The sequence below is a fragment of the Nonomuraea ceibae genome (assembly GCF_019396325.1).
Taxonomy (GTDB): domain Bacteria; phylum Actinomycetota; class Actinomycetes; order Streptosporangiales; family Streptosporangiaceae; genus Nonomuraea; species Nonomuraea ceibae.
The window spans coordinates 37,259-60,840 of sequence record NZ_JAHKRO010000016.1; the positions used below are offsets into that span (position 1 = coordinate 37,259).

Sequence of the window (23,582 nt, forward strand, 5' to 3'; positions counted from 1 at the left end):
GCGGCCAGCGTGCGCGGTCATACACGGCGGGGCCTGACGGCTTGCCGATTACAGGAGGAATGCTGACCTGTTAATACCATCCCCTGGCCTGCGAGTGCCCCCAGGCGCCGCAAGGGGTGCCGTAGCGGCCCTTGATGTAGCCGAGGCCCCACTTGATCTGGGTGGCGGCATTGGTCTGCCAGTCGGCGCCGGCGCTGGCCATCTTGCTGCCGGGCAGCGACTGGGGGATGCCGTAGGCGCCGGAGTAGCGGTTCATCGCCCGCTCGTTCCAGCCGCTCTCCTTCTGCCAGAGGTTCTCCAGGCAGCCCCACTGGTCGGTGCCGAAGCCGAACGAGGACAGCATGGCCTTGGCCGTGGCCTTGTTGCTGCCGGGCGAGGGGTCGCTGCCGGGCGGGAAGTTGGCGGGCGGGAAGCCGTCGCCGCCGGGCGCCTGCTTCTTGATCTCGATGACGTCGAGCGGGTCGTCGTTGGCCGCCCGGCCCTCCTTGAGCTTCTTGGCCCTGTGGGCCTGGAGCGCGGCCTCCTTGAGCTGGTCGGCCTCGGGGTCGGGCGAGTAGAAGTCGCCGCTGGCCATCCGGCCGAGGTCCTCCAGCGAGAGCGGGTCGGCCGGCGGGGCGCTGGCGTTCTCGATGGCGCGGTAGGCGACGAAGCCGCCGCCGCCGAAGACGATCACGGCGGAGAGGCCGATGATCACGACTCGCTTGGGGGTCACCCGCGAGCGTCGGCGTGCCGAGCGGGGGACGCTGCGCGACGGGCGCTCACTCAACCTGGGACCTGGGCTCACGATCCATGAGCTTGCCGTGACTTGGGGGGTGCTGCGCAACCGGAACCGGGGATTCGCTTGGCCGTACCTTGGCCAACCAGCAGGTTACCGGCAACTGTGATTTTGGTCACACTGCTTGGCCCGCCCCTCGGGCACCCGTAACCGAGGGGAGGGCCGATTCATACGCTGTTACAGGGGTTTAAGGATCAGGCAAGAGGCGCGTCACAGTTTCATGACACAACCCGGATATACCTGACAAGCCGGAATAATGTGCGAGTGGCAGGCATCCTTCTCGTCGAAGACGACCCCTCGGTCCGCACAGCTCTGGAGCTGGCGCTGGCCCGGCAGGGGCACTCCGTCACCTCCTACGCGACGGGTGAGGAGGCCCTGGACCACATCCGGTCACGCCGTCCCGAGATCGCCATTCTCGACGTCATGCTGCCCGGCATCGACGGCGTCGAGGTGTGCCGCCGCATCCGCAAGCTCGACCAGCTCCCCGTCATCCTCCTCACCGCCCGCGGCGACGACCTCGACGTGGTCGTCGGCCTGGAGGCCGGCGCCGACGACTACGTGGTCAAACCCGTCGAACCACGCGTGCTCGACGCCCGCATCCGCGCCATCCTGCGCCGCGCCGAATCCGCCTCCTCCGACCGCATCACGTTCGGCGACCTCATGATCGACCGGGGCGCGCTCAAGGTCACGCTGGCCGGCAAGGAGATCCACCTGACGCCCACCGAGCTGCGGCTGCTGCTGGAGCTGGTGCGCCACCCCGGCCAGGTGCTCAACCGGCGCTACCTGCTGCGCGCCGTCTGGGACCACACGCACGTGGCCGACTCCCGGCTCGTCGACGCCTGCGTACAGCGGGTCCGCGCCAAGATCGAGCCGAGGCCGGCCGAGCCGGTGTTCATCCACACCGTCCGCGGGTTCGGCTACCGGTTCAGCCCTCCGTGATGAGGCTGCCCACCGGGTTCCGGGCGCGCCTGGTCATCACCTTCACCCTGGTCGCCGTGACCGCGTCGGTCCTGGTCGCCACCATCGGCTTCGAACTGGCCAAGTCGGCGCTGGTCAAGCGGGCCGAGGATTCCGCCGTCGACCTCATCTCCCGGGAGCTCAGCCGGATCACCTTCCCCATTGGCCGACTGCGGCCCGGCGAGGCCGCGCCCAGCACCCGCGAGCTCGGCTACCTGACCCAGGCGCTCGACGGGCCCGGCCGCAGCGTGGTGATCGAGTACGGCAACCTGACGAACGCCGACGGCCCGATGACCATGACCGACGTGCCGAACGAGCTGCACGGCCGCGCCAAGCAGATGGTCGTCTCCCAGCGCCAGCTCCTGCGCGGCGAGCTGTGGCTGATCGTCGGCGCCGAGGTCTACCGCGACCACGGCGCCGGCCCCGAGGCCACCGGGCTGCGCGCGTTCGTCTTCTTCCCCATGCGCGACGAGGAGAGCCAGCTCGCCACCCTGCGCTCCAAGCTCGCCCAGGGCGGCTCGGCCATCGTGGGCATAGCGCTGATCGTGGCACTGCTGTCGGCCCGGCAGGTGCTGCTGCCCGTACGGCGGCTCAGCGCGGCCGCCCAGGCGCTCGGCGAGGGCCGCCTCGACACCCGCCTGCCCGTACGCGGGCAGGACGAGCTGGCCGAGCTCACCGCCCGGTTCAACGACGCCGCGGCGGCCCTGGAGCTGAGCGTGTCCGAGCTGCGCTCCCTGGAGGCGATGTCGCGCAGGTTCGTCGCCGACGTGTCGCACGAGCTGCGCACCCCGCTGACCGCCATGACGGCCGTGGCCGACATGCTCTCGGAGGAGGCCAACCGGCTCCCGCAGGCCCCCGCCGAGGCCGTACGGCTGGTCCTGCGCGAGATCGAACGGCTGCGCGAGCTCGTCGAGCACCTCATCGAGGTCAGCCGCTTCGACGCGGGCACCGCCACGCTCAACCTGGAGGAGGTCAACGTCGCCGACGCGATCCAGGACTGCCTGGAGGTGCGCGGCTGGAGCGAGAAGGTCCGGGTGAACTCCTCCCGCAGCCTCCTCGTCAGCCTCGACCCCAGACGCTTCGACGTCATCGTCGCCAACCTCGTCGGCAACGCCCTCAAACACGGCGAACCGCCCGTGATGGTCAGCGCGAGAGCCACGGACAACGGCCTGGAGGTGAAGGTGCGCGACCACGGCAAGGGCATCCCGCCGGAGGCGATGCCGCACGTCTTCGACCGCTTCTTCAAGGCGGGCTCCGGCCGCGCCCGCAGCCAGGGCAGCGGGCTGGGCCTGGCGATCGCGCGCGCCAACGTGCACCTGCACGGCGGCACGATCTCGGTACGCGCCCAGCACCCCGGCGCGCTCTTCACCGTCTGGCTCCCGCACAACAGGAGCCCGCTGGCATGAGACGGACCCTGGCCGGAGCCCTGCTGCTGCTGACGGCGGCGTGCGGCATCGCCCCCACCGACGTGGTCGACCGGGCCCGGGCGCCCGTCGTCGACATCCCGCCGCCCTCGAAGACCATCTACCTGCTCAAGGACGGCGAACTGTCGCTGGAGCCCGCCGACGTCCAGTCCGACTCGGTGAGCAGCCTGCTGAACGCCCTGTTCGCGGCCTCCACCAAGCCGCTCGGCGACCTGGACACGGCGCTGCGCGGCTTCACGCTCGAACGCATCGAGGACTCGCTGAACCCCGTCCCGCGCGACGAGGTCAGGCTGCCCAGGACCTCGACGCTCACCATCTACATCCGCGGCGATGGAACCCTGACCAGGGTCGGCAAGGCCCAGATCGTCTGCACGGCCCAGCAGGACCCCTCCGTCGAGGACATCAGGATCGTGCAGACGTACGGAGACCGCCGCCCGACCAGGCGCGAGGGCGGTCTCCAGTGCCCGGAGCAGGTGAGCCCTAGAGGGTGATGTCCTCCAGCATCTCCGTCACCAGCGCGGCGATCGGCGAGCGCTCCGACCTCGTGAGCGTCACGTGCGCGAACAGCGGATGGCCCTTGAGCTTCTCCACCACCGCGACCACGCCGTCGTGCCGCCCGACGCGCAGGTTGTCACGCTGGGCGATGTCGTGCGTGAGCACCACGCGCGAGTTGGCGCCGACCCGGCTGAGCACGGTCAGCAGGACGCCGCGCTCCAGCGACTGCGCCTCGTCCACGATCACGAACGCGTCGTGCAGCGACCGGCCGCGGATGTGGGTGAGCGGAAGCACCTCCAGCATGCCCCGGTCGAGCACCTCGTCGATCACCTCGGGCGTGGTGACCGCGCTCAGCGTGTCGTAGACCGCCTGCGCCCACGGGCCCATCTTCTCGCCCTCGGTGCCCGGCAGGTAGCCCAGCTCCTGGCCGCCCACCGCGTACAGCGGGCGGAACACCACCACCTTGCGGTGCTGGCGGCGCTCCAGGACGGCCTCCAGGCCCGCGCAGAGCGCCAGCGCCGACTTGCCGGTGCCGGCCCGGCCGCCCAGCGACACGATGCCGATCTCCGGGTCCATCAGCAGCTCCAGCGCGATGCGCTGCTCCGCCGACCGGCCGTGCAGCCCGAACACCTCGCGGTCGCCGCGCACCAGCTTGACCGACTTGTCCGGCTGGACCCGGCCGAGCGCCGAACCCTTCGCCGACAGCAGCCGCAGCCCGGTGTGCGCCGGCAGGTCCCTGGCCTCCTCGAGATCGGCCGTGCCGCTGTCGAACAGCGTCTCGACGTCCTCCGCGGTCACCTGGACCTCGGCCATCCCCGTCCAGCCCGACTCGATCACCAGCCCGGCGCGGTACTCCTCCGCGGCCAGGCCGATCGAGGCCGCCTTGACCCGCATCGGCAGGTCCTTGGAGACGAGCACGACGTCACACCCCTCGGCGGCCAGCGAACGGGCCACCGTCAGGATGCGGGTGTCGTTGTCGCCCAGGCGGAAGCCCACGGGCAGGATGGACGGATCGCTGTGATTGAGCTCAACCCTGATCGTGCCGTCGCCGGTCGGCATCGGCTCGTCCAACCGGCCGTACTGAACCCGCAGGTCGTCAAGGTAGCGCAGGGCCTTTCTGGCGAAGTAGCCCAGCTCGGGATGGTGCCGCTTCCCCTCCAGCTCAGTGATGACGACGATCGGCAGAACGACGTCGTGCTCCGCGAAGCGGGTCATGGCCGCCGGGTCGGCGAGCAGGACCGATGTGTCGAGCACGTACGTGCGCTTGGCCGAGTTGGACGAAGGGTTGCTCGAGGACACTGCCACACGTTCTCCCCCGGGCGCCCATGGGGACGGGCGCCCTGCAGACGAGGCGGGAATCGGACCGGGCCCGTGTCCCCGACCGCGACATGCCACCGGGGGCGCCGGACTCCGGCCCCCCTCGGCAGTGTTGGCGCAAAGGCGGGCCCTTTCCGGAGCGTCCGGCCTGCGGCCGGACACTTCCAACGTTACGTCCTGGATACCCAGATGTCCCGTCAGGAACCGTAACGCCGGTGTCTCGCAGCGTAATCGCGCAGCGCCCGCAGGAAATCGACCCTGCGGAAGTCGGGCCAGTATGCCTCGTGGAAGTAGAACTCTGAATGAGCGCTCTGCCACAGCATGAAGCCCGACAGACGCTGCTCGCCCGAGGTCCGGATGAGGAGATCCGGGTCGGGTTGGCCGCGGGTGTAGAGATGCTCCGCGATATGTTCGACATCGAGCACCTCGAAGAGGTCCTCGATGCTCGCGCCCTTGCTCGCATGCTCCTGCAGGAGTGAGCGCACCGCATCGGCAATCTCACGCCTTCCTCCATACCCAACTGCAACGTTCACAATCAGGCCGGGACGGTGCGATGTTGCTTCTTTCGCAGTTTTTAGGACATTAGCCGTGCGATCCGGCAGCAGATCGAGCGCGCCGACCGGGCTGATCCGCCACCCCTGGTCCACCAGCTCCTGCGTGACGTCCTCGATGATGCGCAGCAACGGCTCCAGCTCCTCGCTGGGCCGGTTCAGGTTGTCGTTGGACAGCATCCAGACCGTGACGACCTCGACACCCGTCTCACGGCACCAGCCGAGCAGCTCGGAGATCTTGTCCGCGCCCTTGCGGTGGCCCTTGGCCACGTCACTCATGCCCATGGCACGCGCCCAGCGGCGATTGCCGTCGATGATCACCCCGACGTGCCGGGGAATGCTGTCTTTCGACAGCTTGGCCTCCAACCGGCGCTCATACAGCCGGTAGACCAGATCGCGCAGGCCCACGGAGTCCCTCCAGCGCTGGCGTGCCTCAGGTCGGATGACCTAACAGGCAATTATCACCGCGTTTCGCCCGTGCCCGTGCCTGAACGCGATAGTTCTTCACAACAGATGATCTCGGCCTCGTCGACCAGGCCACGAACGAAGCCCGCCAGCTCCGCCGACGTCAGCACCGCCCGCCGGCCGCGGCTCCCACACCGGAATCGTACGCAACCAGCAGCCCAGCTCGCCCCCGCCTCGCCCCGCCTGTTCCACGCCGCCCGCCGGCCTCGCCAGCAGCCGGCCGCACCGCTTCCCGACCGTCCCGTACGGCAGCGGGAGGGCGCGCCTGCGGCCCGGCCGTCCCCGCCCTCCTCAGCAGGACGTACGCAACGCCGGGGTCATCGGTGGCGGTGGGGGAGGAAACGGGTCCACCACGGGGGCTTGGGGGGTGGGGCGAGTTTGCCGTGGGTGGTGAGCCAGGCGGCGAAGTCGTCGGCGTCGGCGCGGTAGCCGGGCGGCGGGGTGATGCGGGAGGCGGCGTACGCGGCGAAGTCGGCGGCCAGGTCGGGCCCCGAGGCGGCGGCGGCGTCCGGGCGGAGCCTGGCCACGACGCTACGGCGTTTGGCGACGAGGCTGTTCGCCTGGATGCGCAGCCGTTCGGGGTCGAAGCCGTCGGGCGGGGGCGCGCCGGTGACCAGGGCGGCGATCAGCCGTTGCTGGGCCCGGGCGAGGTCGTCGCGCTCGCCGGTCATGCCAGTGCCGCCCGGATGCGGGAGAGCTCGGCGGCCAGGGCGTCGTCGCTGGGGTAGTGGTCGTCCCATTCGAGCAGGACGCCCGGCGGGTCGACGCGGGCGCGGAGCTGGGCGAGGACGTCGAGGACGGCATCGGGGACGGCCGTGGTGTGGGTGTCGTGCCAGACGCCGTCCCGCTCGTACCCGCCGGCCACGTGGACGTACGCGAGCCGTTCCAGGGGCAGGGTGTCGAGGGCGTGGGCGGCGTCGAGGCCGAGGTTGACCTGGTTGGTGTAGAGGTTGGCCACGTCGATCAGCAGGTGTACGCCGGTGCGTTCGACGAGTTCGGTGAGGAACTGGGCGTCGGTGAGCTCGTCGTCGGGCCAGCCGAAGAGGGCGGCGACGTTCTCCAGGGCGAGCGGCACGGGGAGGGCGTCCTGGGCCTGGCGGACGTTCTCGGTGACGACCTTGAGCGCGTCGCGGGTGCGGGGCACGGGCAGGAGGTGGCCGGCCTCGATGCCGCCCGCCCTGACGAACGCCAGGTGCTCGCTGACCAGCGGCGCGTCGAGGGCCTGGGCGCAGGCGGCGAGGTGGGCGAGCGTGGCGGGCGAGGGTGGTTCGGCGCCGCCGACGCCCAGGCTGACGCCGTGCGGGATGACGGGCAGGCCGCGTTCGCGCAGCAGCCGCAGTGAGTGCGGGAGTGCCGCCGGGCGCACGTTCTCGGCGATGACCTCCACGAACTCGACGCCCGGCAGCCGTTCGACGGTCAGGTCGATCTCCGCCCGCCAGCCGATCCCCACACCCAGCCGCTTCACGCACCCTCCCCGATCGTCAGGTTCCGGCGTCGCCGCCCATGAAACCGCCACCTGCCCGCCCGGGGAAACCCCCGGGCACGGTGACCTTCCTCCCTCTCGTCGTCCGGCGCCTGGTCAGCCGGTGGGCTGCCCGTCGCAGAGCGCCGCCTTGACGAGCCCGTCCAGCAGCTTCGGGTAGGCGGCCATGTCGAGTTCGGCGTCTCCGGCGGTCAGCGAGGCCGTCACGGTCCTGCCGCCGTCGGGCGAGCTGTACATCAGCGCCGCGTAGCCCGCCGGGGGGCTGCCGTTGTGGTTGACCACGGTGCCGCAGCCGGGACCGAGGTCCTTGACGAACACCCCGAGGCCGTAGCGGCCGTAGAGGGGGTCGCTCTTGGCGTGCGGCTCGCGCATCTCGGTCAGCAGCCCGGGCGGCAGGAGCTTGCCGCCGTTGAGCGCGGAGAAGAACGTCCGGAGGTCCTCGGTGGTCGAGATCATGTCACCGGCGCCGGCCAGCAGGGTGTTGTTCTGGCGGGAGACGTCGGCCACCTTCCACTGGCCGGCGTCCTGGTAGCGGAAGTAGCCGTGGGCGTACGGGCCGGGCAGCCGGGTCCGGTCGCCCGGCACGACGGTGCCCTTCAGCCCGAGCGGCCGCACGACCCGCCGCTTCAGCTCCGCGTCGAACGAACGGCCGGTGACCTTCTCGATCAGCAGCATGGCCAGCGTGTAGTTGGTGTTGGAGTAGCTCCAGTCCGCCCCCGGCGCGAACTTGACCGGCTTGGACAGCGCGAACCGCACCAGCTCCTGCGGCCGGTAGGAGCGGAACCGGTTGTCCAGCCACTCCTTGCCCGTCGCGGGGAGGCCGGGCACCCATGAGCCGTCGGGGGCGAGGTCGCCGGTGTAGTTGAACAGGCCGCTGGTGTGCTGCAGCAGCATGCGGACCGTGATCCGCCGGTCCAGCCCGAACTCGGGCAGGTAGCCGTCCACCGGGGAGTCCAGCCCGAGCTCGCCCTCGGCCACCAGTTGCAGCACCACGGTCGCGACGAAGGTCTTGGTGACGCTGCCCACCCAGGTGTGCCCGTTCGCGGGCGGCTTCGCGCTCGCGCCCAGCTTGCGCCGCCCGGCGCTGCCGGTCCACTCGCCCCGCTCGTCGCGCACGCGCACCTGCACGCCGAGGAACCCGGCGTCGACGAACGCCTGGACGGCCTGCCGCAGCTCCGGGCGGTCCTGGCCGGCGTCGTGCGACACGGCCGCGCTGCTGGTGGCGGCGGCCGCGCCCGGCGCGACAGCCGGGGGCGCGATGGCCCCGGCCAGCAGCCCGACCGCCAGCGCTGTGACCGCCATCGGCCGGAAGACGGTGTGCCGGCGTCTCGGCGCGCCGCCGTCGCGGCGGATCGTCCCGGTCGCTCCGGCGTGTCCTGCTGCGGAGGAGCCGTGGTTGCGTTGTTCCCTCATGACTGTCCCTGCCTACGGTGTTCGGTCCCAGGTGGCGGTCATGGACTGTCGTCAGCGACTCGCTGCACCGTCCATGACGTCCACGGTCGCCGGTCGCGCTGACGCCGGGCCGTCATCGGCCTGACGCCGCCGCTGACACGCGACTCCCGTACGGGACCGCAGGTGGCGGGGTCAGCCGCCGCCGCAGCCTCCGCAACCGCCGCCGCAGCCGGAACCGCCGCCGCCGTCACCGCCTCCGCCTCCGCTGTCGCCGCCGCCGAAGTCGTTGCCGCCGACGCCGCCGCAACTGCCGCCCGCGCAGCTCGATCCGTACGGGACGTCCTGGCCTCGGGTGTCGAGCTCGGCTTCCAGCTCGGGGTCGCCCAGCTCGCCGAGGCCGTGCAGGGCGACGGGCACGGCGACCGGGACGGCGAGGGCGCCCATGCCGGACGCGGCGAGGACGCCCGCGGGGTGGGCGGAGCGGGCGAGGCGCAGGTGCTCGTGGGCGGTGTCCGTGAGCTGGTCGGCGAGCGCCCGCCGGCGGCGGTGCGCGATCAGGCCGGTGACGCCGGCCACGGCGAGGGCCGCCGCGCCGAACCCCACGACCAGCGTGTGCGGCACGGCCAGGAAGACGGCGAGCCCGGCCACGGCCAGGACGAGCGACACCGCCGACAGCGCCTTGAGCCGCCTGAGCAGCCGCCTGGCCGTCGCGTGGGAGCCGTCGGGCACCAGCAGCCCGTACCGGACGAGCTGGTGCCGCACGCTGTCCACGGCGGGGCCGTTGCCGACCTGGTGGCGTACGGAGGCGGCGGCCAGGCCCGTGGGCTGCGCCCGTACGGCGTCGAGGACGGCCCGCTCGACCGGCTCCTTCGGGCGGGAGGAGCCGGCGAGGCGGTGCAACTGGCCGCCGCGTGAGACGCGCAGCCGTTCGGAGCGGACCAGGACGGCGATGGCGGTGTTGACCACCCGTTTGGGCCCGCCCGCCAGGTAGGCCAGCTCGTAGGGGGTCAGGTCGCGGGTGCGGTCGCCGTCGCCGCCCGCGCGCTGCCGCCGGTCGAGTTCGGCCAGGGCGGAGACGGCCCGGGAGATGGGCACGGCCAGGGCGGCGCAGACGATCAGGGTGAGGACGAGCCCGGTGATGCTGTCCAAAGCGGCCTCCTCTTCGATGGAAGGTATCCGCGGACGACGCTGTCGTTGGAGAGACGATCGGCCCCGGCCGGACGGCTGTGCCGTGAAGGTCTCAAGAACCTATCCGCCGCCGCCGCAGCCGCCGCCACCCCCGCAGCCTCCGCCGCCGGAGGAGGAGTTTTCGGAGGAGGAGCTGCTGTCGCCGAAGCCCGACGAATGGTCGGCGTGGCTGCCGCAGACCCCGGTCGCGTCGCCGCCCGGGGCGCCTCTGGACAGCTCGTCAGTGATCACGGGGTCGCCGGCCGCGCCGAGCCCGTACAGGGCGACGGGAACGCCGACGGCCGCGGCGACGGACGTGCGGTCGCGGGCGGTGCGCGGGTGCGCCGAGCGCGCCGTCTTCAGGACCTGCCGCCCTTCGCGGGTGAGCACGGCGCGCAGCTTCTCGCGCTGGCGGAGGACCGTGGCGATCCCGTAGACCACGGTGAACAGGCTGATGGGCGTGAGGACGGAGACGTCGTCGGGGTCGCCCAGCAGACCGCCGGCGGTCAGGGCGAGGGCGGCGGCGTCGACGCCTATCACCACGAACAGCGCGGTCACCAGCAGGCGCATCCGGGAACGGGCGTGGTCGAGCGCGCCCTCGGGCACCAGCAGGCCGCGGCGGACGAGGCCGTCGGCCATCGCGGTCACCGCGCGGTCTTCGGCGAGCCCGCGCCGCACCTCCGCGGCGGTGCACCCGCCGGGCCTGGCCGCCAGGTAGTCGATCACCGCCTGCTCGACGGGCACGGGCGACGGCGCGGCGCCGTACACGAGGCTGACGCCGGCCCGTGAGACGCGGACGGCGCCGGCCGTCGCGAGGACGGTCAGCGCCGTGTTGACGGCCCGCCGGGGCCCGCCGGCCAGATAGGCCAGCTCATAGTGGGACAAGTGATGATCGATGCCGCTGGGCGGCTTCTCGGCGACCCGCCGTCGCGCGACGGCGACGTACGGCTCGGCGGCGATCAGGAGCACCGCCGCCACGAGGACGGCGACGATCGATAAGTTCATCCACGACTCCCCCGGGTGCGGTACGGCCAAGCTAGAACGGCCGCACCGCACGCGCAAGGTCAGGAGAGCCGGTCGAGGAGGGCGTTGTACTCCTCCCACAGTTCCTTGGGCAGATGGGTGCCGAAGGTGTCGAAGTGGGCGGGGATCAGCGCCACCTCCTCGCGCCAGACCTCGCGGTCGACGGTGAGCAGCGTGCGCAGGTCCTCCTCGGGCAGGTCCAGGCCCTCGGTGTCGAGCGTCTCCGGCAGCAGGCCGATCGGCGTGGGCACGGCCTTGGCCTCGCCGTTGAGCCGGTCCACGATCCACTTCAGCACGCGGCTGTTCTCGCCGAAGCCGGGCCAGATGAACTTGCCCTCGGCGTTCTTGCGGAACCAGTTGACGTAGTAGATGCGCGGCAGCTTGGCGCCCTTGCGACGGCCGATCTTGATCCAGTGGCCGAAGTAGTCGCCCATGTTGTAGCCGCAGAACGGCAGCATGGCGAACGGGTCGTGGCGCAGCTCGCCGACCTTGCCCTCGGCGGCGGCGGTCTTCTCGGAGGCGACGTTGGCTCCGAGGAAGACGCCGTGCTCCCAGCTCAGCGACTCGGTCACGAGCGGCACCGCGGTGGCGCGGCGGCCGCCGAACAGGATCGCCGAGATGGGCACGCCCTTGGGGTCCTGCCATTCGGGGGCGATGGTCGGGCACTGCGAGGCGGGTGTGGTGAAGCGGGCGTTCGGGTGCGCCGCGGGCTCGCCGCTGCCGGGCGTCCAGGGACGGCCCTTCCAGTCGGTGAGGTGCGCGGGCGGCTCCTCGGTCAGGCCCTCCCACCACACGTCGCCGTCGTCGGTGAGCGCGACGTTGGTGAAGATGCTGTTGCCCCAGAGCGTCTTGACCGCGTTGGCGTTGGTGACCTGGCCGGTGCCGGGCGCGACGCCGAAGAAGCCGGCCTCGGGGTTGATGGCGTACAGGCGGCCGTCGTCGCCGAAGCGCATCCAGGCGATGTCGTCACCGACGGTCTCGACCTTCCAGCCGGGGATGGTCGGCTGGAGCATGGCCAGGTTCGTCTTGCCGCAGGCGCTCGGGAACGCGGCGGCGATGTAGCGGGTCTCGCCCGTGGGCGGAGTGAGCTTGAGGATGAGCATGTGCTCGGCCAGCCAGCCCTCGTCGCGGGCCATGGCGCTGGCGATGCGCAGCGCGTAGCACTTCTTGCCGAGCAGCGCGTTGCCGCCATAGCCGGAGCCGTAGGACCAGATCTCGCGGGTCTCCGGGAAGTGGCTGATGTACTTGGTGGAGCTGCACGGCCAGGCCACGTCGTCCTGGCCCGGCTCCAGGGGCGCGCCCACGCTGTGGACGGCCTTGACGAACTCGCCGCGCTCCTCGATGAGCCGCAGCGCCCGCTCGCCCATCCTGGTCATGATCCGCATCGAGACCGCGACGTACGGCGAGTCGGTGATCTCGACGCCGAGCTGGGAGATCTCGCCGCCCAGCGGTCCCATGCAGAACGGCACCACGTACATGGTGCGCCCGCGCATGCAGCCCTTGAACAGCTTGCCGAAGGTGCGGCGCATCTCGGCTGGAGCGATCCAGTTGTTGGTCGGGCCGGCGTCCTGCTCGCGCTCGGAGCAGATGAACGTACGGTCCTCCACCCGCGCCACGTCGCTCGGGTCGGACTTGGCGTAGAAGCTGTTGGGCCGCTTGGCCAGGCGGACGAACGTGCCCTGCTCCACGAGGAGGTTGGTCAGGCGCGTCCACTCCTCCTCGGAGCCGTCGCACCACTCGATCCGGTCCGGCTCGGTAAGGGTCGCTATCTCTTTCACCCACGCGGCCAATTCGCGATTGCTGGTCGGCGCGTGGACTTCCACGGAAACGGACACGACTGCGGCTCCTCCACTCTCTCAGGGCCCGCTCATCATTAACGACGACGGCACCCGAAAGCCAATTGGCATAGACCTCTGACTCGGGTGTCGCCGCAGGCAGCGGCCTCGACGATTGGGGGAGCCTACCCACCGGGACACGATTTAAAAGAAACTCGTCCGGGCACTGGTTCAGTCCAATCGGGATGGTCTAAACCAATTTCCGAAATGGTTTAGTCCATTGCCCGGACGGTTTTCCCTGCGTGCCTCAGGAATGCAGATCGGGGCCGGCGGAGCGAACGCGGTCGACGTGCTGGAGCGCGTCGCGCAACTCGGCCAGCCAGGTGTCGGTGTTGCGGCCGACGAGACGGACGCACCAGGCGAGGGCGTCACTGCGGCTGCGGGCCACGCCGGCGGCCACAAGCGTGTCGAGAACTTGCCGCTCAGATTGCCGCAATCTGGTCATAACGGGCACAGAGAGTGTGGTGAACATCACAGTCTCGCCGCCGCAGACGACGCCCCACGAGACCTTCTGCCGGAACCGGTGCTCGGCCTCCTTGGCGATCTCGATCCGCCGCTCGCGGGTCTCCTCGCGGAAGCGCCGGATCAGCCCCTCGACGAGCGCGGCCCGTTCGGCGTCGTCGGCGCCGGCCGGCGGGTCGGGCAGCGTGCCGAGCACCGCGATCTCCTCGCGGTCCCTGATGACCTCGGGCGCACCGGTGAACCAGCCCTCGGGGAGCCGCCCGGTGAACCAGCCGCGTATCTGCGCCGTCACATCATCGCTTGCCATGTAATCACCATTACACAGTTGCGTCCCGAATGCACGCGCCGAAGCCCATCGGGTATCCGTAGGGAGAACCGCTCAGACCCGCCCGGCGGCCTGCGGGCTCACCCGCACCACGCCGGCCAGGTTGCGGGTGCTGATCGGTGCGATCTTGACCACGTCGCCCGTGCGCGGCGCGTGCAGCATCTTGCCCTTGCCCCAGTAGATGGCCACGTGCGAGATGTAGGCCGGGTTGGTGGGGTCGTTGCGCCAGAACAGCAGGTCACCGGGCTGCGCCTGGGAGAGCGGCACCTGCGGGCCGGTCAGCCACTGCTGGTGCGTCACGCGCGGCATCCGCACCCCCGCCCGCGCGAAGGCCCACTGGACCAGCCCCGAGCAGTCGAAGGTGTCGGGCCCCTCGGCCCCCCACACGTACGGACGGCCGAGCTTGGAGGCGGCGGCCTCCAGCGCGACCGTGAGCTGCTCGCCGGTCATGAACGAGCCGGTCGGCCAGTTGCGCTCGCGCGCCCGCGTCGGCGGCAGGACCGGGTTGACCATGGCCGACTGGGTGCCCTTGGGCAGCAGCTTCATCACCCGGCGCTGGAGCTCGGCCGAGTTGGTCTTGGGCGCGCTGATGATGAGCGCGTTGTCGCGCGGCAGGCCGAGCGCCCGCCCGGTCTCCCGCGACACCACCGCGTCGACCGCGCCGAGCCCGGTGGTGGCGTAGGCGCCGATCCGCAGCGGCCCGCGCGGCCCGCTCACCCTGCTGTGCAGCGTCAGCCCGCCGTCGTTGCCGAGCACGAACGACACGGCCACGTCCCCGGCGGCCACGTTCGACCACAGCGGGTCGGAGGCGGCCGTCACCTTCGGGGTGTAGGCCCGGAACGTGGACGGCGACACCGCGAGCGTCTGCACCCGCTTGCCGTCGAGCGTGATGCTGGCGGCGTCGGCGAGCTCCATCGCCCGCACGCCGGGCACCTTGGCGATCTTGGCTAACTGCTTGGCGGTGAACGGCTTGCGCGTCACCACGAACAGGTGCGGCTTGTGCAGCGTGCCGAGCGGCTTGACCGGCTCGACCGTCCTCGTGCCGGCCATCAGGCTCTGCCGGGGCGCCGGGCGGGGACGTACGGGCTCGGCGGCGACGGGCTGCGGCGCGGGGCGCTCGATCTCCGCCAGCAGCAGCACGTCAGCCGTCAGCACGGCCACCAGCGCCACCACGATGAACGGGATCAGCCTGCGGTGGTCACGCCGCCTGGGGGTGTTGACCAGGAAGCTGAGGTCCTGCCGGATGCCCGAGGGGGCACGCGTGAACACCGCCGGGCCGTCGTGGGCCCGGCGGTGCCGGTCTGCGGGGGTCAGTTGCCGATGTACGGCACAGCCTCGAGGATCTCGACGGTGTTCTGGCGGCCGTTGGGCATGCTGTAGGTCGCCTTCTCACCGATCTTCTTGCCGTTGATCGCCGCGCCCAGCGGGGACTTGGGCGAGTAGACGTCGATCGGGGCGCCGCTCTCCTCGCGGGAGGCCAGCAGGAAGGTCACCTCGTCGTCGTCGCCCTCGAAGCGGATCGTCACGGTCATGCCGGGGCCGACCACGCCCTCGGTCTTGGGTGCCTCACCGACCTGCGCGCTGTCCAGGATCTGACGGAGGTGGAAGATCCGGGCCTCCATCTTGCCCTGCTCGTCCTTGGCTGCGTGGTAACCGCCGTTCTCCTTGAGGTCGCCCTCTTCACGGGCGGCCTCGATCTTCTTGGCGATGTCGACGCGCCCGGGCCCCGAGAGATATTCGTGCTCGGCCTTCAGGCGGTCGTACGCCTCCTGCGTCAGCCATGTGACGTTCTCATCGCGAGAGTCGGCCACGGGTTCTCCTTGCTTGCTTAGGGGGCCCTGAGATCACTGAAGGTCGCGTACGGTTGAATTGCGAAAGGCTAACAAGTCAACGGCTGGAACGCTTCCCCAAATGTCTCACTATACGAGATTGCAGTACTGGACGTGGACAGACGTCGCCTGGGCACTGGTGTCCAGGCGCTCCTTGCGGGGCTTACTACCCTCACCAGCCGGAATTCTTACTTCCTTGCTGCCTACTTCCCCGTGGTTCACGTCCGTGGCCCTGATCCGGCACACCGCCGAGCGGTCGTCGGGCTTGTGCACCGTGAAGGTTACCTCGGCCCGGGCCTGATCCTCGATCCGGAACGAGACCACCTGCGCCTTGGCGCCCGTCGCGGTGCCCGTCATCGACCACATCACGTAACCCCAGCCACCTGCGACGATGGCCACGAGCACCCCGATCACGACGTGCACGACGAGCCGGCCGCCCCGCTCGGGACGGTCCGGAAAGTCGGCGGGTGTGCCGAGAACGGGTCCGTTCCCGACATCTCTGGTGGCCATGGCGGAATCTCCCTGCACTCCCTGAGCGTTATCCGAGACAATTGTCGCCCGCGGGGGTCACGCCCTCGCGACCGCCCAGCAGAAACTAACCTCTCTGGGCAACTGATCGGTCCCTACTGAGGAGACATCGAGCCCGTGAGTGCACCGCTGAGGCTGATGGCCGTCCACGCCCACCCCGACGACGAGTCGAGCAAGGGCGCCGCCACGATGGCGCGATATGTCCGCGAAGGCGTTGACGTGCTGGTCTGCACGCTCACGGGCGGCGAGCGCGGCTCCGTGCTCAACGAGAAGATGGACCGGCCGGAGATCGTGGCCAACATCGCCGAGGTCCGCCGCGCGGAGATGGACCGGGCCCGCGAGATCCTGGGCGTGCAGCAGCGTTTCCTCGGCTTCGTCGACTCGGGGCTGCCGGAGAGCGAGGAGGAGGAGCTGCCCGAGGGCTGCTTCGCGCTGCAGAAGCTGGAGGACGCCTCGGCGCCGCTGGTGGCGGCCGTGCGCGAGTTCAGGCCGCACGTGATCATCACGTACGACGACGACGGCGGCTACCCGCACCCCGACCACATCATGACCAACCGCGTGTCGGTGGAGGCGTTCGAGGCGGCCGGCGACCCCGACCGCTACCCGGGCACCGGCGACCCGTGGCAGCCGCTCAAGCTCTACTACCACATGGGCTTCCACCGGGCCCGTTTCGAGGCGCTGCACGAGGCGATGACCGCGCGCGACATGGGCTCCCCGTACGCCGACTGGATCTCCCGCTGGGAGGACCGGCCGGCCAAGTGGGAGGTGACCACGAAGGTGCCGTGCGGCGAGTACTTCGCGATCCGCGACGAGGCGCTCAAGGCGCACGCCACCCAGGTCGACCCCGACGGCTGGTGGTTCGTCTGCCCGCGTGAGCTGCAGGAGGAGATCTGGCCGACGGAGGACTACCACCTGGCGCGCTCGCTGGTCGACACCGAGCTGCCGGAGGACGACCTGTTCGCCGGGATCCACGCCGAGGAGACCTCCCCCGCCTGCCACTGAGGCGCCGGTCGGAGCACCACCCCCAGGTGGCAGACTGGAGGTGTGACCGTTCTAGCAGCAGGTGACATCAGTCCGGGCATCCTCGGCTTCACCGTCGTGGCTCTCATCGGCTTCGCGCTCTATTTGCTGATCAAGTCGATGAACAAGCAGATCTCGAAGATCGAGGTGCCTTACGAGGCCGAGCTTCGGCAGCAGGAAAGCGTGAAAAATGCCGATTGAAGTTGTCGACAACTCGGCGGAGAGCCGGTTCGAGGTTCTCGTCGACGGCAAGGTCGCCGGGTTCGCCGACTATCGCCTGCTGCCCACCAAGATCGTCTTCACCCACACTGAGGTCGCGCCCGAGCACGAGGGGCAGGGGCTGGCGGGCCGGATGGTCAAGCACGCCCTGGAGGCGGCGCGTGACACCGGCCTGACCGTGCAGCCGCTCTGCCCCTACGTGGCCTCCTACATCGAGCGCCACCCCGACTTCAAGAGCCTGCTCGGCGACCAGCCCGGCAGCTAGTCGGCGGGCGACCAGGCGCGTTCCAGCGCCATCGGCAGGCCCCACCAGCCGAGCGGCGTGAGCCTCTCGTCCTCGTCGACGATGCCGAGCTGCGCCCACAGCGCGACCACCGGCACGAACAGCGCCTCCGTCGCGTCGAGGTCGCCCGGGTCCTCGTCGTAGCCGTCGATGTCCTCCGACTCGGCGATGAGCACCGCGATCCGCTCCGGCGACGCGGGCGCGCCCGGCCCCAGCCGCGTCAGCGCGGCCACCGCGGCCAGCCAGTCGGCGTGCTGGAGCGCGCACAGGTTGGCCAGCACCGAGTCCTCGACGCTCACCTCCCGGTCGAGGTCGGCGAACTCCTCCAGCAGGTCGCTCTCCTCCGACAGGTCCGACACCGGCCCGGCGATGCCCGCCGCCACCGACAGCCACAACTCCGCCTCGTCGACCGGCAGCGGCCGCTCGTCGAACCCCGCGCAGGCCCGCAGCACGTTGCCCGGATAGCCGGGCTCGCCCAGCAGCTCGCGCAGCCGGGTCGCCGCCCGGTCCAGCTCCGCGATCGGCAGCTCCGGCAGCTTGTCCAGCTCGCCGAGGATGCGCCGCAGCTCCGACAGCGCGAACGCCTCCTCCTCGTCGAACGCCGCGAACAGCTCCTCGTCCTGCTCGTCGCTGACCGCGAACCCGGGCACCCGCCCGTCGGCCAGCGGCGTGGCCAGCCACCGCTCCTGAAGCTCCTCGTACGCGCGCCGCGCGCCCTGGTCGCCGGCCGCCAGCGCGTCGGGGTCGATCTCGCCCGAGCGCACCCGCTCCTCCAGGTAGGCCACCAGCCGCCCGAACATCTCCTGCGCCACCGGCCCGCGCTCGTCCTCCTCCGGCCACACGAAGTAGCTCGGCGTCATGAGGATCGGCTCGGTGCCCGTCGACTCGACCCAGCGCTGCACGTCGCCCACCGTGGCGGCGCCCGACTCGATGGAGCTCAGCGCCGATCTGGCCGAGTCCCAGAACCGCGCGGACAGCGGGTTGCCCGCGGCCATCATCGCCCGCCGCAGGTCGGGCAGCGCCACCAGCGCCACCCCGGAGGCCACGGCCAGCAGGGCGCGGGCGACGTCGCGCCGGGTGAGCGCGGCCGGGGCGCGGCCGGCGTGCGCGCAGACGAAGTCGAGATCCACGATCCGTAAACTACGCCCCCGCCGCCTTCGCAAACACCGGTCCGCCGATAACGGGTGGGTCCCGGGCGTGTGAGAGCCTGGCTGTGTGAACAGGCTCGCCGGCTCGACCTCCCCTTATCTGCTGCAGCATGCCGCCAATCCGGTCGATTGGTGGCCGTGGGGAGAGGAGGCGATGAGCGAGGCCCGGCGCCGCGACGTCCCGTTGCTGATCAGCGTCGGCTATTCGGCGTGTCACTGGTGTCACGTGATGGCGCACGAGAGCTTCGAGGACGAGGCCACCGCCCGGCTGATGAACGAGCACTACGTCAACGTCAAGGTCGACCGCGAGGAGCGGCCCGACGTCGACGCCGTCTACATGAGCGCCACGCAGGCCATGACGCAGCAGGGCGGCTGGCCGATGACGGTGTTCGCGACCCCCGAGGGGCATCCTTTCTACTGCGGCACCTACTTCCCGCGCCCGCAGTTCCAGCGGCTGCTGCTGGGGCTGCACCAGGCCTGGACCGAGGACCGGCAGACCGTGCTCCAGCAGGGCGCGAAGGTCGTCGAGGTGCTCGGCTCCGGCACCACGCTGCCCAGCGGCCCGCTGCCGACGGCGCGGACGCTGGAGCAGGCCGTGGCCAACCTGCGCGAGTCGTACGACCCGGTCCGCGGCGGCTTCGGCGGCGCGCCGAAGTTCCCGCCGTCGATGGTGCTGGAGTTCCTGCTGCGCTCGGGCGAGCGCGAGATGAGCGGCCGCACGCTGGAGGCGATGGCCAGGGGCGGCCTGTACGACCAGCTCGGCGGCGGGTTCGCCCGCTACAGCGTCGACGCCGGCTGGGTGGTGCCGCACTTCGAGAAGATGCTCTACGACAACGCGCTGCTGCTGCGCGTCTACACCCACTGGTGGGTCGCCGGCGGCGGCCCACTGGCCCGGCGGATCGCGCTGGAGACGGCCGACTGGCTGCTGCGCGAGATGCGCACGCCCGAGGGCGGGTTCGCCTCGGCGCTCGACGCCGACAGCGAGGGCGAGGAGGGCAAGTTCTACGTCTGGACCCCCGACCAGCTCCGGGAGGTGCTCGGCGACGACGACGGCGCCTGGGCGGCCGGGGTGTTCGAGGTGACGGGCACGTTCGAGCACGGCACGTCGGTGCTGCAACTGCTGTCCGACCCCGCCGACACGGCCCGGCTCGACAGCGTGCGGGCCCGGCTGCTGGCCGCCCGCGAGGAGCGCGTACGGCCGGGCCGCGACGACAAGGTGGTGGCCGGCTGGACCGGGCTGGCGATCGCCGCGCTGGCCGAGACCGGGATCGTGTTCGACCGGCCCGACCTGGTCGAGGCCGCCACCTCGGCTGCCGTGCTGCTCCACGAGGTGCACGTCGAGGGCGACAGGCTGCTGCGCACCTCCCGCGACGGGCGGGCGGGGGCCAACGCGGGCGTGCTGGAGGACTACGCGAACCTGGCCGAGGGCCTGATCGCGCTGCACGGCGTGACCGGTGAGACGCGCTGGTTCCGGCTGGCGGAGACGCTGCTCGGCACCGTGCTCGACAGGTTCGGCGACGGGACGGGCGGCTTCTACGACACCGCCGACGACGCCGAGCGGCTGTTCCAGCGGCCCCAGGACCCGACCGACAACGCCACCCCGTCCGGCCAGTACGCGGCGGCGGGCGCGCTGCTGTCCTACGCCGCGCTGACCGGCTCGGCCCGGCACCGCGAGGCGGCCCACGCCGCGCTAGGCACCGTGTCGGTCCTGGCCGGCAAGCACGCCCGGTTCGCCGGGTGGGGGCTGGCCGTGGCGCGGGCGGCGCTCGACGGGCCGGTCGAGGTGGCGGTCGTCGGTCCGCCGGACGACCCGCGCACCGCCGAGCTGCACAAGGCGGCCTACCTGGCGGGGGCGCCGGGCGCCGTCGTGGCGCTGGGCTCCGGGTCGACGCCTGACGCCGTGCCGCTGCTCCAGGAGCGCGGGCTGGTCGCCGGGGCGCCGGCCGCGTACGTGTGCGAGGGCTTCGCCTGCAAGCTGCCGGTCACCACGGCCGCCGACCTGCGGGCGCAGCTGGACCGCTCCGGGGGCTGACCGGGCACCAACAGGTTCCCAACACGCGCTCTCTAACGTCGGGGTGAAACGCACCGACGGGGAGAGGCAGCGGATGAGCCGCAGAACGTTCCACAGCGGCCGGAGGGACGCCGGTCCCCACACGATCAGGGCGTGTGGGCGGCCCGGCTAGAGGACGGGTTCCGGGCGGCCGCCGTCGTCGGGCGGGCCGCCCGTGGGCTCGGCCGGCGCCTGCGTCGGCGGGCCCTGCTGCTCGTCCGGGACGGTCGGCGACTGCTCGTCGGGCGTGTCGGGCTCGGTGGTGGGCTCGGGGATCGGCGGCTCGGTGGCGTCGGGCGAGTCGGGCGTCTCCGTCCACTCCTGCTCCGGCCCGTCGGTGGGCAGCGTCTCGGGCCGCCGCTGGTCGTGCCGGGGCTCGCCGTAGTCGGGCTGGTAGCCGTAGCGCGACGGCTCGGGGAAGCGCTCGACCGGCTCGCCCTCCATCGCCTCGGCCACGAACGCCCGCCAGATCCGCGCCGGGAGCTGGCCGCCGAACTGCACGCCGTAGCCGGGGATGCTCACGGTCTTGTTGTCGTCGCGGAACATGTCGACGGCCACGGCGAGCTGCGGCGTGAAGCCGTTGAACCACACCGCGCGGGAGTCGTCGGTGGTGCCCGTCTTGCCCGCGACCGGCCGGTCGTACAGCCGCGCCGCGGTGCCCGTGCCGTACTGGACGACCTGCTGCATCGCATAGGCGGCGTCGGCGGCGGCCTGCTCGTTGACGGCGCGGGTGGCCTCGGGCTTGACGACGTCCTTCATGCCGTCGGCGTCGGTGACGCTCCTGACGACGTGCGTCTCCATGTGGACGCCGCCGTTGGCGAAGGTGGCGAAGCCGGAGGCGTTCTGCACGGCGCTGACCGAGGCCACGCCCAGCGGGAACGTGGCGGCCTGGACGTGCGGGGCGAGCTGGGCGGCCGGGATGCCCATCGCTTCGGCGGTGGCGGCGACCTTCTCGGGGCCGACCTTCTGCGCGAGGTCCACGAACGCGGTGTTGACCGAGTTCTGCGTGGCGGAGACCAGGTCGATCCGGCCGTAGGAGCGGCCGCTGTCGTTGGGGATGGGGTTGTCCGGGTCGGACGCCACCCGCATCGGCGAGTTGCCGTTGACCCTGGTCGACAGGCCGAACCCGTTGTCGAGCGCGGCGGCCAGCGTGTAGGGCTTGAACGTGGAGCCGGCCATCACCTTGGCCGAGAACGCGTTGTCGTACTTGGACTTGCTGGGGCTGCCGCCGTAGAAGGCGACGACCTCGCCGGTGGCCGGGTCGACGGCGGCCAGGCCGGTGCGCAGCTTCTTGGGCAGGTTGTCCGGCAGCGTCTCCTTGACGGCGCGTTCGGCGGCCGCCATGAGGTCCTTGTCGAACGTGGTGACGATCTTCAGGCCGCCGCCGTTGATGTCCTCGTCGGTGTAGCCGCGCCGGTTGAGCTCGGCGGTGACCTGCTCCAGCATGTACTGGGCCTGGCCCTTGAGCTGGAACGGCTTCTTGGGTGCCTTGAGCTTGGGGAACTTCTGCTCGGCGGCCTGGGCCGGGGTGAGCGCGCGGGTCTCCACCATGGCGTCGACGATCGCGCGCCAGCGGGCCTCGGCGGCGTCGAGGTCGGGGCCCTCGGGGTCGGCGAAGCGGCTCGGCTGCTGGATCACCGCGGCCAGGTAGGCGCCCTGGGCGATGCTCAGGTCCTCGACGTCCTTGCCGAAGTACGCCTGGGCGGCGGCCTGGACGCCGTTGGCGCCGCGCCCGAAGTAGATGGTGTTGAGGTACTGCTCCAGCACCCAGTCCTTGGACTTGGACTGGTCGACCTTCAGCGAGATCATGATCTCTTTGAACTTGCGGGTGACCGACCGTTCCTGGCTCAGGCCGCTGTAGTAGTTGCGGACGAGCTGCTGGGTGATGGTCGAGCCGCCCTGGAGCTGCTGCCCGGTGAGCGTGGACCACAGCGCCCTGGTCGTGCCCTTGACCGAGACGCCGCCGTCCTCGTAGAAGGAGCGGTTCTCGGCGGCGATGACGGCGTCGCGCACGTGCTCGGGCACCTTGTCCAGGGTGACGACCCGGCGGTTCATGCCCTGGCGGGCGATGACGCTCTTGCCGTCGCGGTAGTAGATGACCGAGCCCTGGGCGGTGGCGTCCTTCTGCGTGCTGTCGGGAATGGGCGTCATCGCCCACGCGATGCCGAACAGCGCGGCCAGCACGACGAGGCCGGCACCGGCCGTGATCAGCAGGAATCGCAGCAACCGCCGCTTTCGCATCGTGCCGCCCTCCCCTGGTCCTCGGCGCGAACGTCAAGGGTAAACGATCGATAACGGTGCATCGTCCTGAGCCGATGCTACGACCGTTGACCCTCCCTGCGCGGGACATCGGCCACCAAAGGCAGCACTCGGTACGGAACAGGGGTGTCCAGGGCGATGATCGAAGAAGTCCGGAGAACTCCCTGCACACCGACGATCTGGTCGATGACGCGCTGCAGGTCGGAGTTGGTCCGGGCGACCACTCGGCAGAGCAGGTCGCTGCCTCCGGTGATGGTGTGCACCTCCAGCACCTCGGGGATGAGCGCCAGCCGGTCGGCCACCGGGTCGTGCCCGGCGACCTGCCGGATCTCCATCAGCACGAACGCGGTGACGTCGTAGCCCAGCCCCACGGTCGACACGTCGGGGCCGAACCCGGTGATGACGCCCCGGGCGATCAGCCGGTCGAGCCGGGCCTGCACGGTGCCGCGGGCGACCCCGAGCCGGCGCGAGCACTCCAGCACCCCCAGCCTCGGCTCGGCGGCGAGGAGAGCGATGAGGCGCGCGTCGAGGTGGTCAATAGTCACAGGTTCTCCGGTGCTTCACACCCAGGATTG

Annotated in this window: 23 protein-coding genes; 7 read left to right on the forward strand and 16 right to left on the reverse strand. The window is 71.1% G+C overall.

Annotated elements, in window-relative coordinates; all coding sequences use genetic code 11:
• Window positions 1-70: 70 nt before the first annotated feature.
• Entirely contained in the window at window positions 71-712 is a 642-nt protein-coding gene (locus KME80_RS13740) for an aggregation-promoting factor C-terminal-like domain-containing protein (protein WP_308125745.1), read from the reverse strand.
• A 327-nt stretch (window positions 713-1,039) separates the two neighbouring features.
• Here KME80_RS13740 and KME80_RS13745 point away from each other — a divergent pair, with 327 nt between their 5' ends.
• The 3 genes from KME80_RS13745 to KME80_RS13755 are packed head-to-tail and all read left to right on the forward strand — an operon-like array spanning window position 1,040 to window position 3,647.
• Window positions 1,040-1,714, forward strand: coding sequence for a response regulator (locus KME80_RS13745; RefSeq protein ID WP_219504991.1), 675 nt, complete (start codon window positions 1,040-1,042; stop codon window positions 1,712-1,714).
• Complete coding sequence (locus KME80_RS13750) at window positions 1,714-3,138, forward strand: ATP-binding protein (RefSeq protein ID WP_246644893.1); 1,425 nt, start codon at window positions 1,714-1,716, stop codon at window positions 3,136-3,138. The genes KME80_RS13745 and KME80_RS13750 overlap by 1 nt, the downstream gene beginning before the upstream one ends.
• Window positions 3,135-3,647, forward strand: a complete 513-nt coding sequence (locus tag KME80_RS13755) for a hypothetical protein (protein ID WP_219504995.1) — start codon at window positions 3,135-3,137, stop codon at window positions 3,645-3,647. The genes KME80_RS13750 and KME80_RS13755 overlap by 4 nt, the downstream gene beginning before the upstream one ends.
• Here the strand turns inward: KME80_RS13755 and phoH2 are convergent.
• From phoH2 to KME80_RS13815, 12 genes are all read right to left on the reverse strand, one after another.
• Window positions 3,637-4,905 carry an RNA 5'-3' helicase PhoH2 gene (phoH2, locus tag KME80_RS13760; protein ID WP_219505104.1) on the reverse strand — a complete coding sequence of 423 codons (1,269 nt, stop codon included), beginning with the start codon at window positions 4,903-4,905 and terminating at the stop codon, window positions 3,637-3,639. The genes KME80_RS13755 and phoH2 overlap by 11 nt on opposite strands.
• 260 nt (window positions 4,906-5,165) lie before the next feature.
• Window positions 5,166-5,927, reverse strand: coding sequence for an isoprenyl transferase (locus KME80_RS13765; protein ID WP_049573692.1), 762 nt, complete (start codon window positions 5,925-5,927; stop codon window positions 5,166-5,168).
• A gap of 374 nt (window positions 5,928-6,301) precedes the next feature.
• Window positions 6,302-6,655: an SCO6045 C-terminal-like domain-containing protein gene (locus KME80_RS13770; protein ID WP_219504997.1), complete on the reverse strand. Its 354-nt coding sequence runs from the start codon at window positions 6,653-6,655 to the stop codon at window positions 6,302-6,304.
• Window positions 6,652-7,449, reverse strand: a complete 798-nt coding sequence (locus KME80_RS13775; RefSeq protein WP_308125746.1) for an MbnB/TglH/ChrH family RiPP precursor modification enzyme — start codon at window positions 7,447-7,449, stop codon at window positions 6,652-6,654. The genes KME80_RS13770 and KME80_RS13775 overlap by 4 nt, the downstream gene beginning before the upstream one ends.
• 114 nt (window positions 7,450-7,563) lie before the next feature.
• On the reverse strand, window positions 7,564-8,880 hold the full coding sequence (locus KME80_RS13780; RefSeq protein ID WP_246644895.1) for a serine hydrolase domain-containing protein: 1,317 nt from the start codon (window positions 8,878-8,880) through the stop codon (window positions 7,564-7,566).
• 171 nt (window positions 8,881-9,051) lie between these two features.
• Window positions 9,052-10,008 carry a TIGR04222 domain-containing membrane protein gene (locus KME80_RS13785; protein WP_219505001.1) on the reverse strand — a complete coding sequence of 319 codons (957 nt, stop codon included), beginning with the start codon at window positions 10,006-10,008 and terminating at the stop codon, window positions 9,052-9,054.
• 99 nt (window positions 10,009-10,107) lie between these two features.
• Window positions 10,108-11,031 (reverse strand): TIGR04222 domain-containing membrane protein, encoded by a 924-nt coding sequence (locus KME80_RS13790; RefSeq protein ID WP_219505003.1) that lies wholly within the window; start codon window positions 11,029-11,031, stop codon window positions 10,108-10,110.
• Window positions 11,032-11,090: 59 nt separating this feature from the next.
• Complete coding sequence (locus KME80_RS13795) at window positions 11,091-12,884, reverse strand: phosphoenolpyruvate carboxykinase (GTP) (RefSeq protein WP_219505004.1); 1,794 nt, start codon at window positions 12,882-12,884, stop codon at window positions 11,091-11,093.
• Window positions 12,885-13,131: 247 nt separating this feature from the next.
• Window positions 13,132-13,653 (reverse strand): ATP-binding transcription factor AbmR, encoded by a 522-nt coding sequence (abmR, locus tag KME80_RS13800; protein ID WP_219505006.1) that lies wholly within the window; start codon window positions 13,651-13,653, stop codon window positions 13,132-13,134.
• A 72-nt stretch (window positions 13,654-13,725) separates the two neighbouring features.
• Window positions 13,726-14,940 carry a C40 family peptidase gene (locus tag KME80_RS13805; protein ID WP_308125747.1) on the reverse strand — a complete coding sequence of 405 codons (1,215 nt, stop codon included), beginning with the start codon at window positions 14,938-14,940 and terminating at the stop codon, window positions 13,726-13,728.
• Window positions 14,941-14,981: 41 nt separating this feature from the next.
• Window positions 14,982-15,482 carry a transcription elongation factor GreA gene (greA, locus tag KME80_RS13810; protein WP_219505008.1) on the reverse strand — a complete coding sequence of 167 codons (501 nt, stop codon included), beginning with the start codon at window positions 15,480-15,482 and terminating at the stop codon, window positions 14,982-14,984.
• A gap of 108 nt (window positions 15,483-15,590) precedes the next feature.
• Window positions 15,591-16,010: a DUF4307 domain-containing protein gene (locus KME80_RS13815; protein WP_219505010.1), complete on the reverse strand. Its 420-nt coding sequence runs from the start codon at window positions 16,008-16,010 to the stop codon at window positions 15,591-15,593.
• 135 nt (window positions 16,011-16,145) lie between these two features.
• On the opposite strand from KME80_RS13815, the gene mca reads away from it, so the two are divergent.
• From mca to KME80_RS13830, 3 genes are read left to right on the forward strand one after another with little or no spacing between them, the layout of a single operon-like run.
• Window positions 16,146-17,030, forward strand: a complete 885-nt coding sequence (gene mca / locus KME80_RS13820; protein ID WP_308125748.1) for a mycothiol conjugate amidase Mca — start codon at window positions 16,146-16,148, stop codon at window positions 17,028-17,030.
• 42 nt (window positions 17,031-17,072) lie between these two features.
• Window positions 17,073-17,249, forward strand: a complete 177-nt coding sequence (locus KME80_RS13825) for a hypothetical protein (RefSeq protein ID WP_219505012.1) — start codon at window positions 17,073-17,075, stop codon at window positions 17,247-17,249.
• Window positions 17,239-17,532 carry a GNAT family N-acetyltransferase gene (locus tag KME80_RS13830; RefSeq protein ID WP_219505014.1) on the forward strand — a complete coding sequence of 98 codons (294 nt, stop codon included), beginning with the start codon at window positions 17,239-17,241 and terminating at the stop codon, window positions 17,530-17,532. Before KME80_RS13825 ends, KME80_RS13830 begins: the two co-directional genes overlap by 11 nt.
• Here the strand turns inward: KME80_RS13830 and KME80_RS13835 are convergent.
• Complete coding sequence (locus KME80_RS13835; protein WP_219505015.1) at window positions 17,529-18,680, reverse strand: hypothetical protein; 1,152 nt, start codon at window positions 18,678-18,680, stop codon at window positions 17,529-17,531. The genes KME80_RS13830 and KME80_RS13835 overlap by 4 nt on opposite strands.
• A gap of 85 nt (window positions 18,681-18,765) precedes the next feature.
• Between KME80_RS13835 and KME80_RS13840 the strand changes: the two genes are divergently transcribed.
• Window positions 18,766-20,730: a thioredoxin domain-containing protein gene (locus KME80_RS13840; protein WP_219505016.1), complete on the forward strand. Its 1,965-nt coding sequence runs from the start codon at window positions 18,766-18,768 to the stop codon at window positions 20,728-20,730.
• Window positions 20,731-20,877: 147 nt separating this feature from the next.
• On the opposite strand, the gene KME80_RS13845 is transcribed toward KME80_RS13840, so the two are convergent.
• Both KME80_RS13845 and KME80_RS13850 read right to left on the reverse strand, forming a co-directional pair.
• On the reverse strand, window positions 20,878-22,989 hold the full coding sequence (locus KME80_RS13845) for a transglycosylase domain-containing protein (protein WP_219505017.1): 2,112 nt from the start codon (window positions 22,987-22,989) through the stop codon (window positions 20,878-20,880).
• Window positions 22,990-23,066: 77 nt separating this feature from the next.
• Window positions 23,067-23,552 (reverse strand): Lrp/AsnC family transcriptional regulator, encoded by a 486-nt coding sequence (locus KME80_RS13850; protein ID WP_219505018.1) that lies wholly within the window; start codon window positions 23,550-23,552, stop codon window positions 23,067-23,069.
• Window positions 23,553-23,582 lie beyond the last annotated feature (30 nt).

Excerpts from the sequence above, each read along its gene's own strand:
- KME80_RS13750 (WP_246644893.1), top strand. The coding sequence starts at position 1,714 with ATGAGGCTGCCCACCGGGTTCCGGGCGCGCCTGGTCATCACCTTCACC.
- KME80_RS13755 (WP_219504995.1), top strand. The coding sequence starts at position 3,135 with ATGAGACGGACCCTGGCCGGAGCCCTGCTGCTGCTGACGGCGGCGTGC.
- KME80_RS13770 (WP_219504997.1), bottom strand. The coding sequence starts at position 6,655 with ATGACCGGCGAGCGCGACGACCTCGCCCGGGCCCAGCAACGGCTGATC.
- KME80_RS13780 (WP_246644895.1), bottom strand. The coding sequence starts at position 8,880 with ATGAGGGAACAACGCAACCACGGCTCCTCCGCAGCAGGACACGCCGGA.
- KME80_RS13790 (WP_219505003.1), bottom strand. The coding sequence starts at position 11,031 with ATGAACTTATCGATCGTCGCCGTCCTCGTGGCGGCGGTGCTCCTGATC.
- abmR (WP_219505006.1), bottom strand. The coding sequence starts at position 13,653 with ATGGCAAGCGATGATGTGACGGCGCAGATACGCGGCTGGTTCACCGGG.
- KME80_RS13815 (WP_219505010.1), bottom strand. The coding sequence starts at position 16,010 with ATGGCCACCAGAGATGTCGGGAACGGACCCGTTCTCGGCACACCCGCC.
- KME80_RS13830 (WP_219505014.1), top strand. The coding sequence starts at position 17,239 with ATGCCGATTGAAGTTGTCGACAACTCGGCGGAGAGCCGGTTCGAGGTT.
- KME80_RS13845 (WP_219505017.1), bottom strand. The coding sequence starts at position 22,989 with ATGCGAAAGCGGCGGTTGCTGCGATTCCTGCTGATCACGGCCGGTGCC.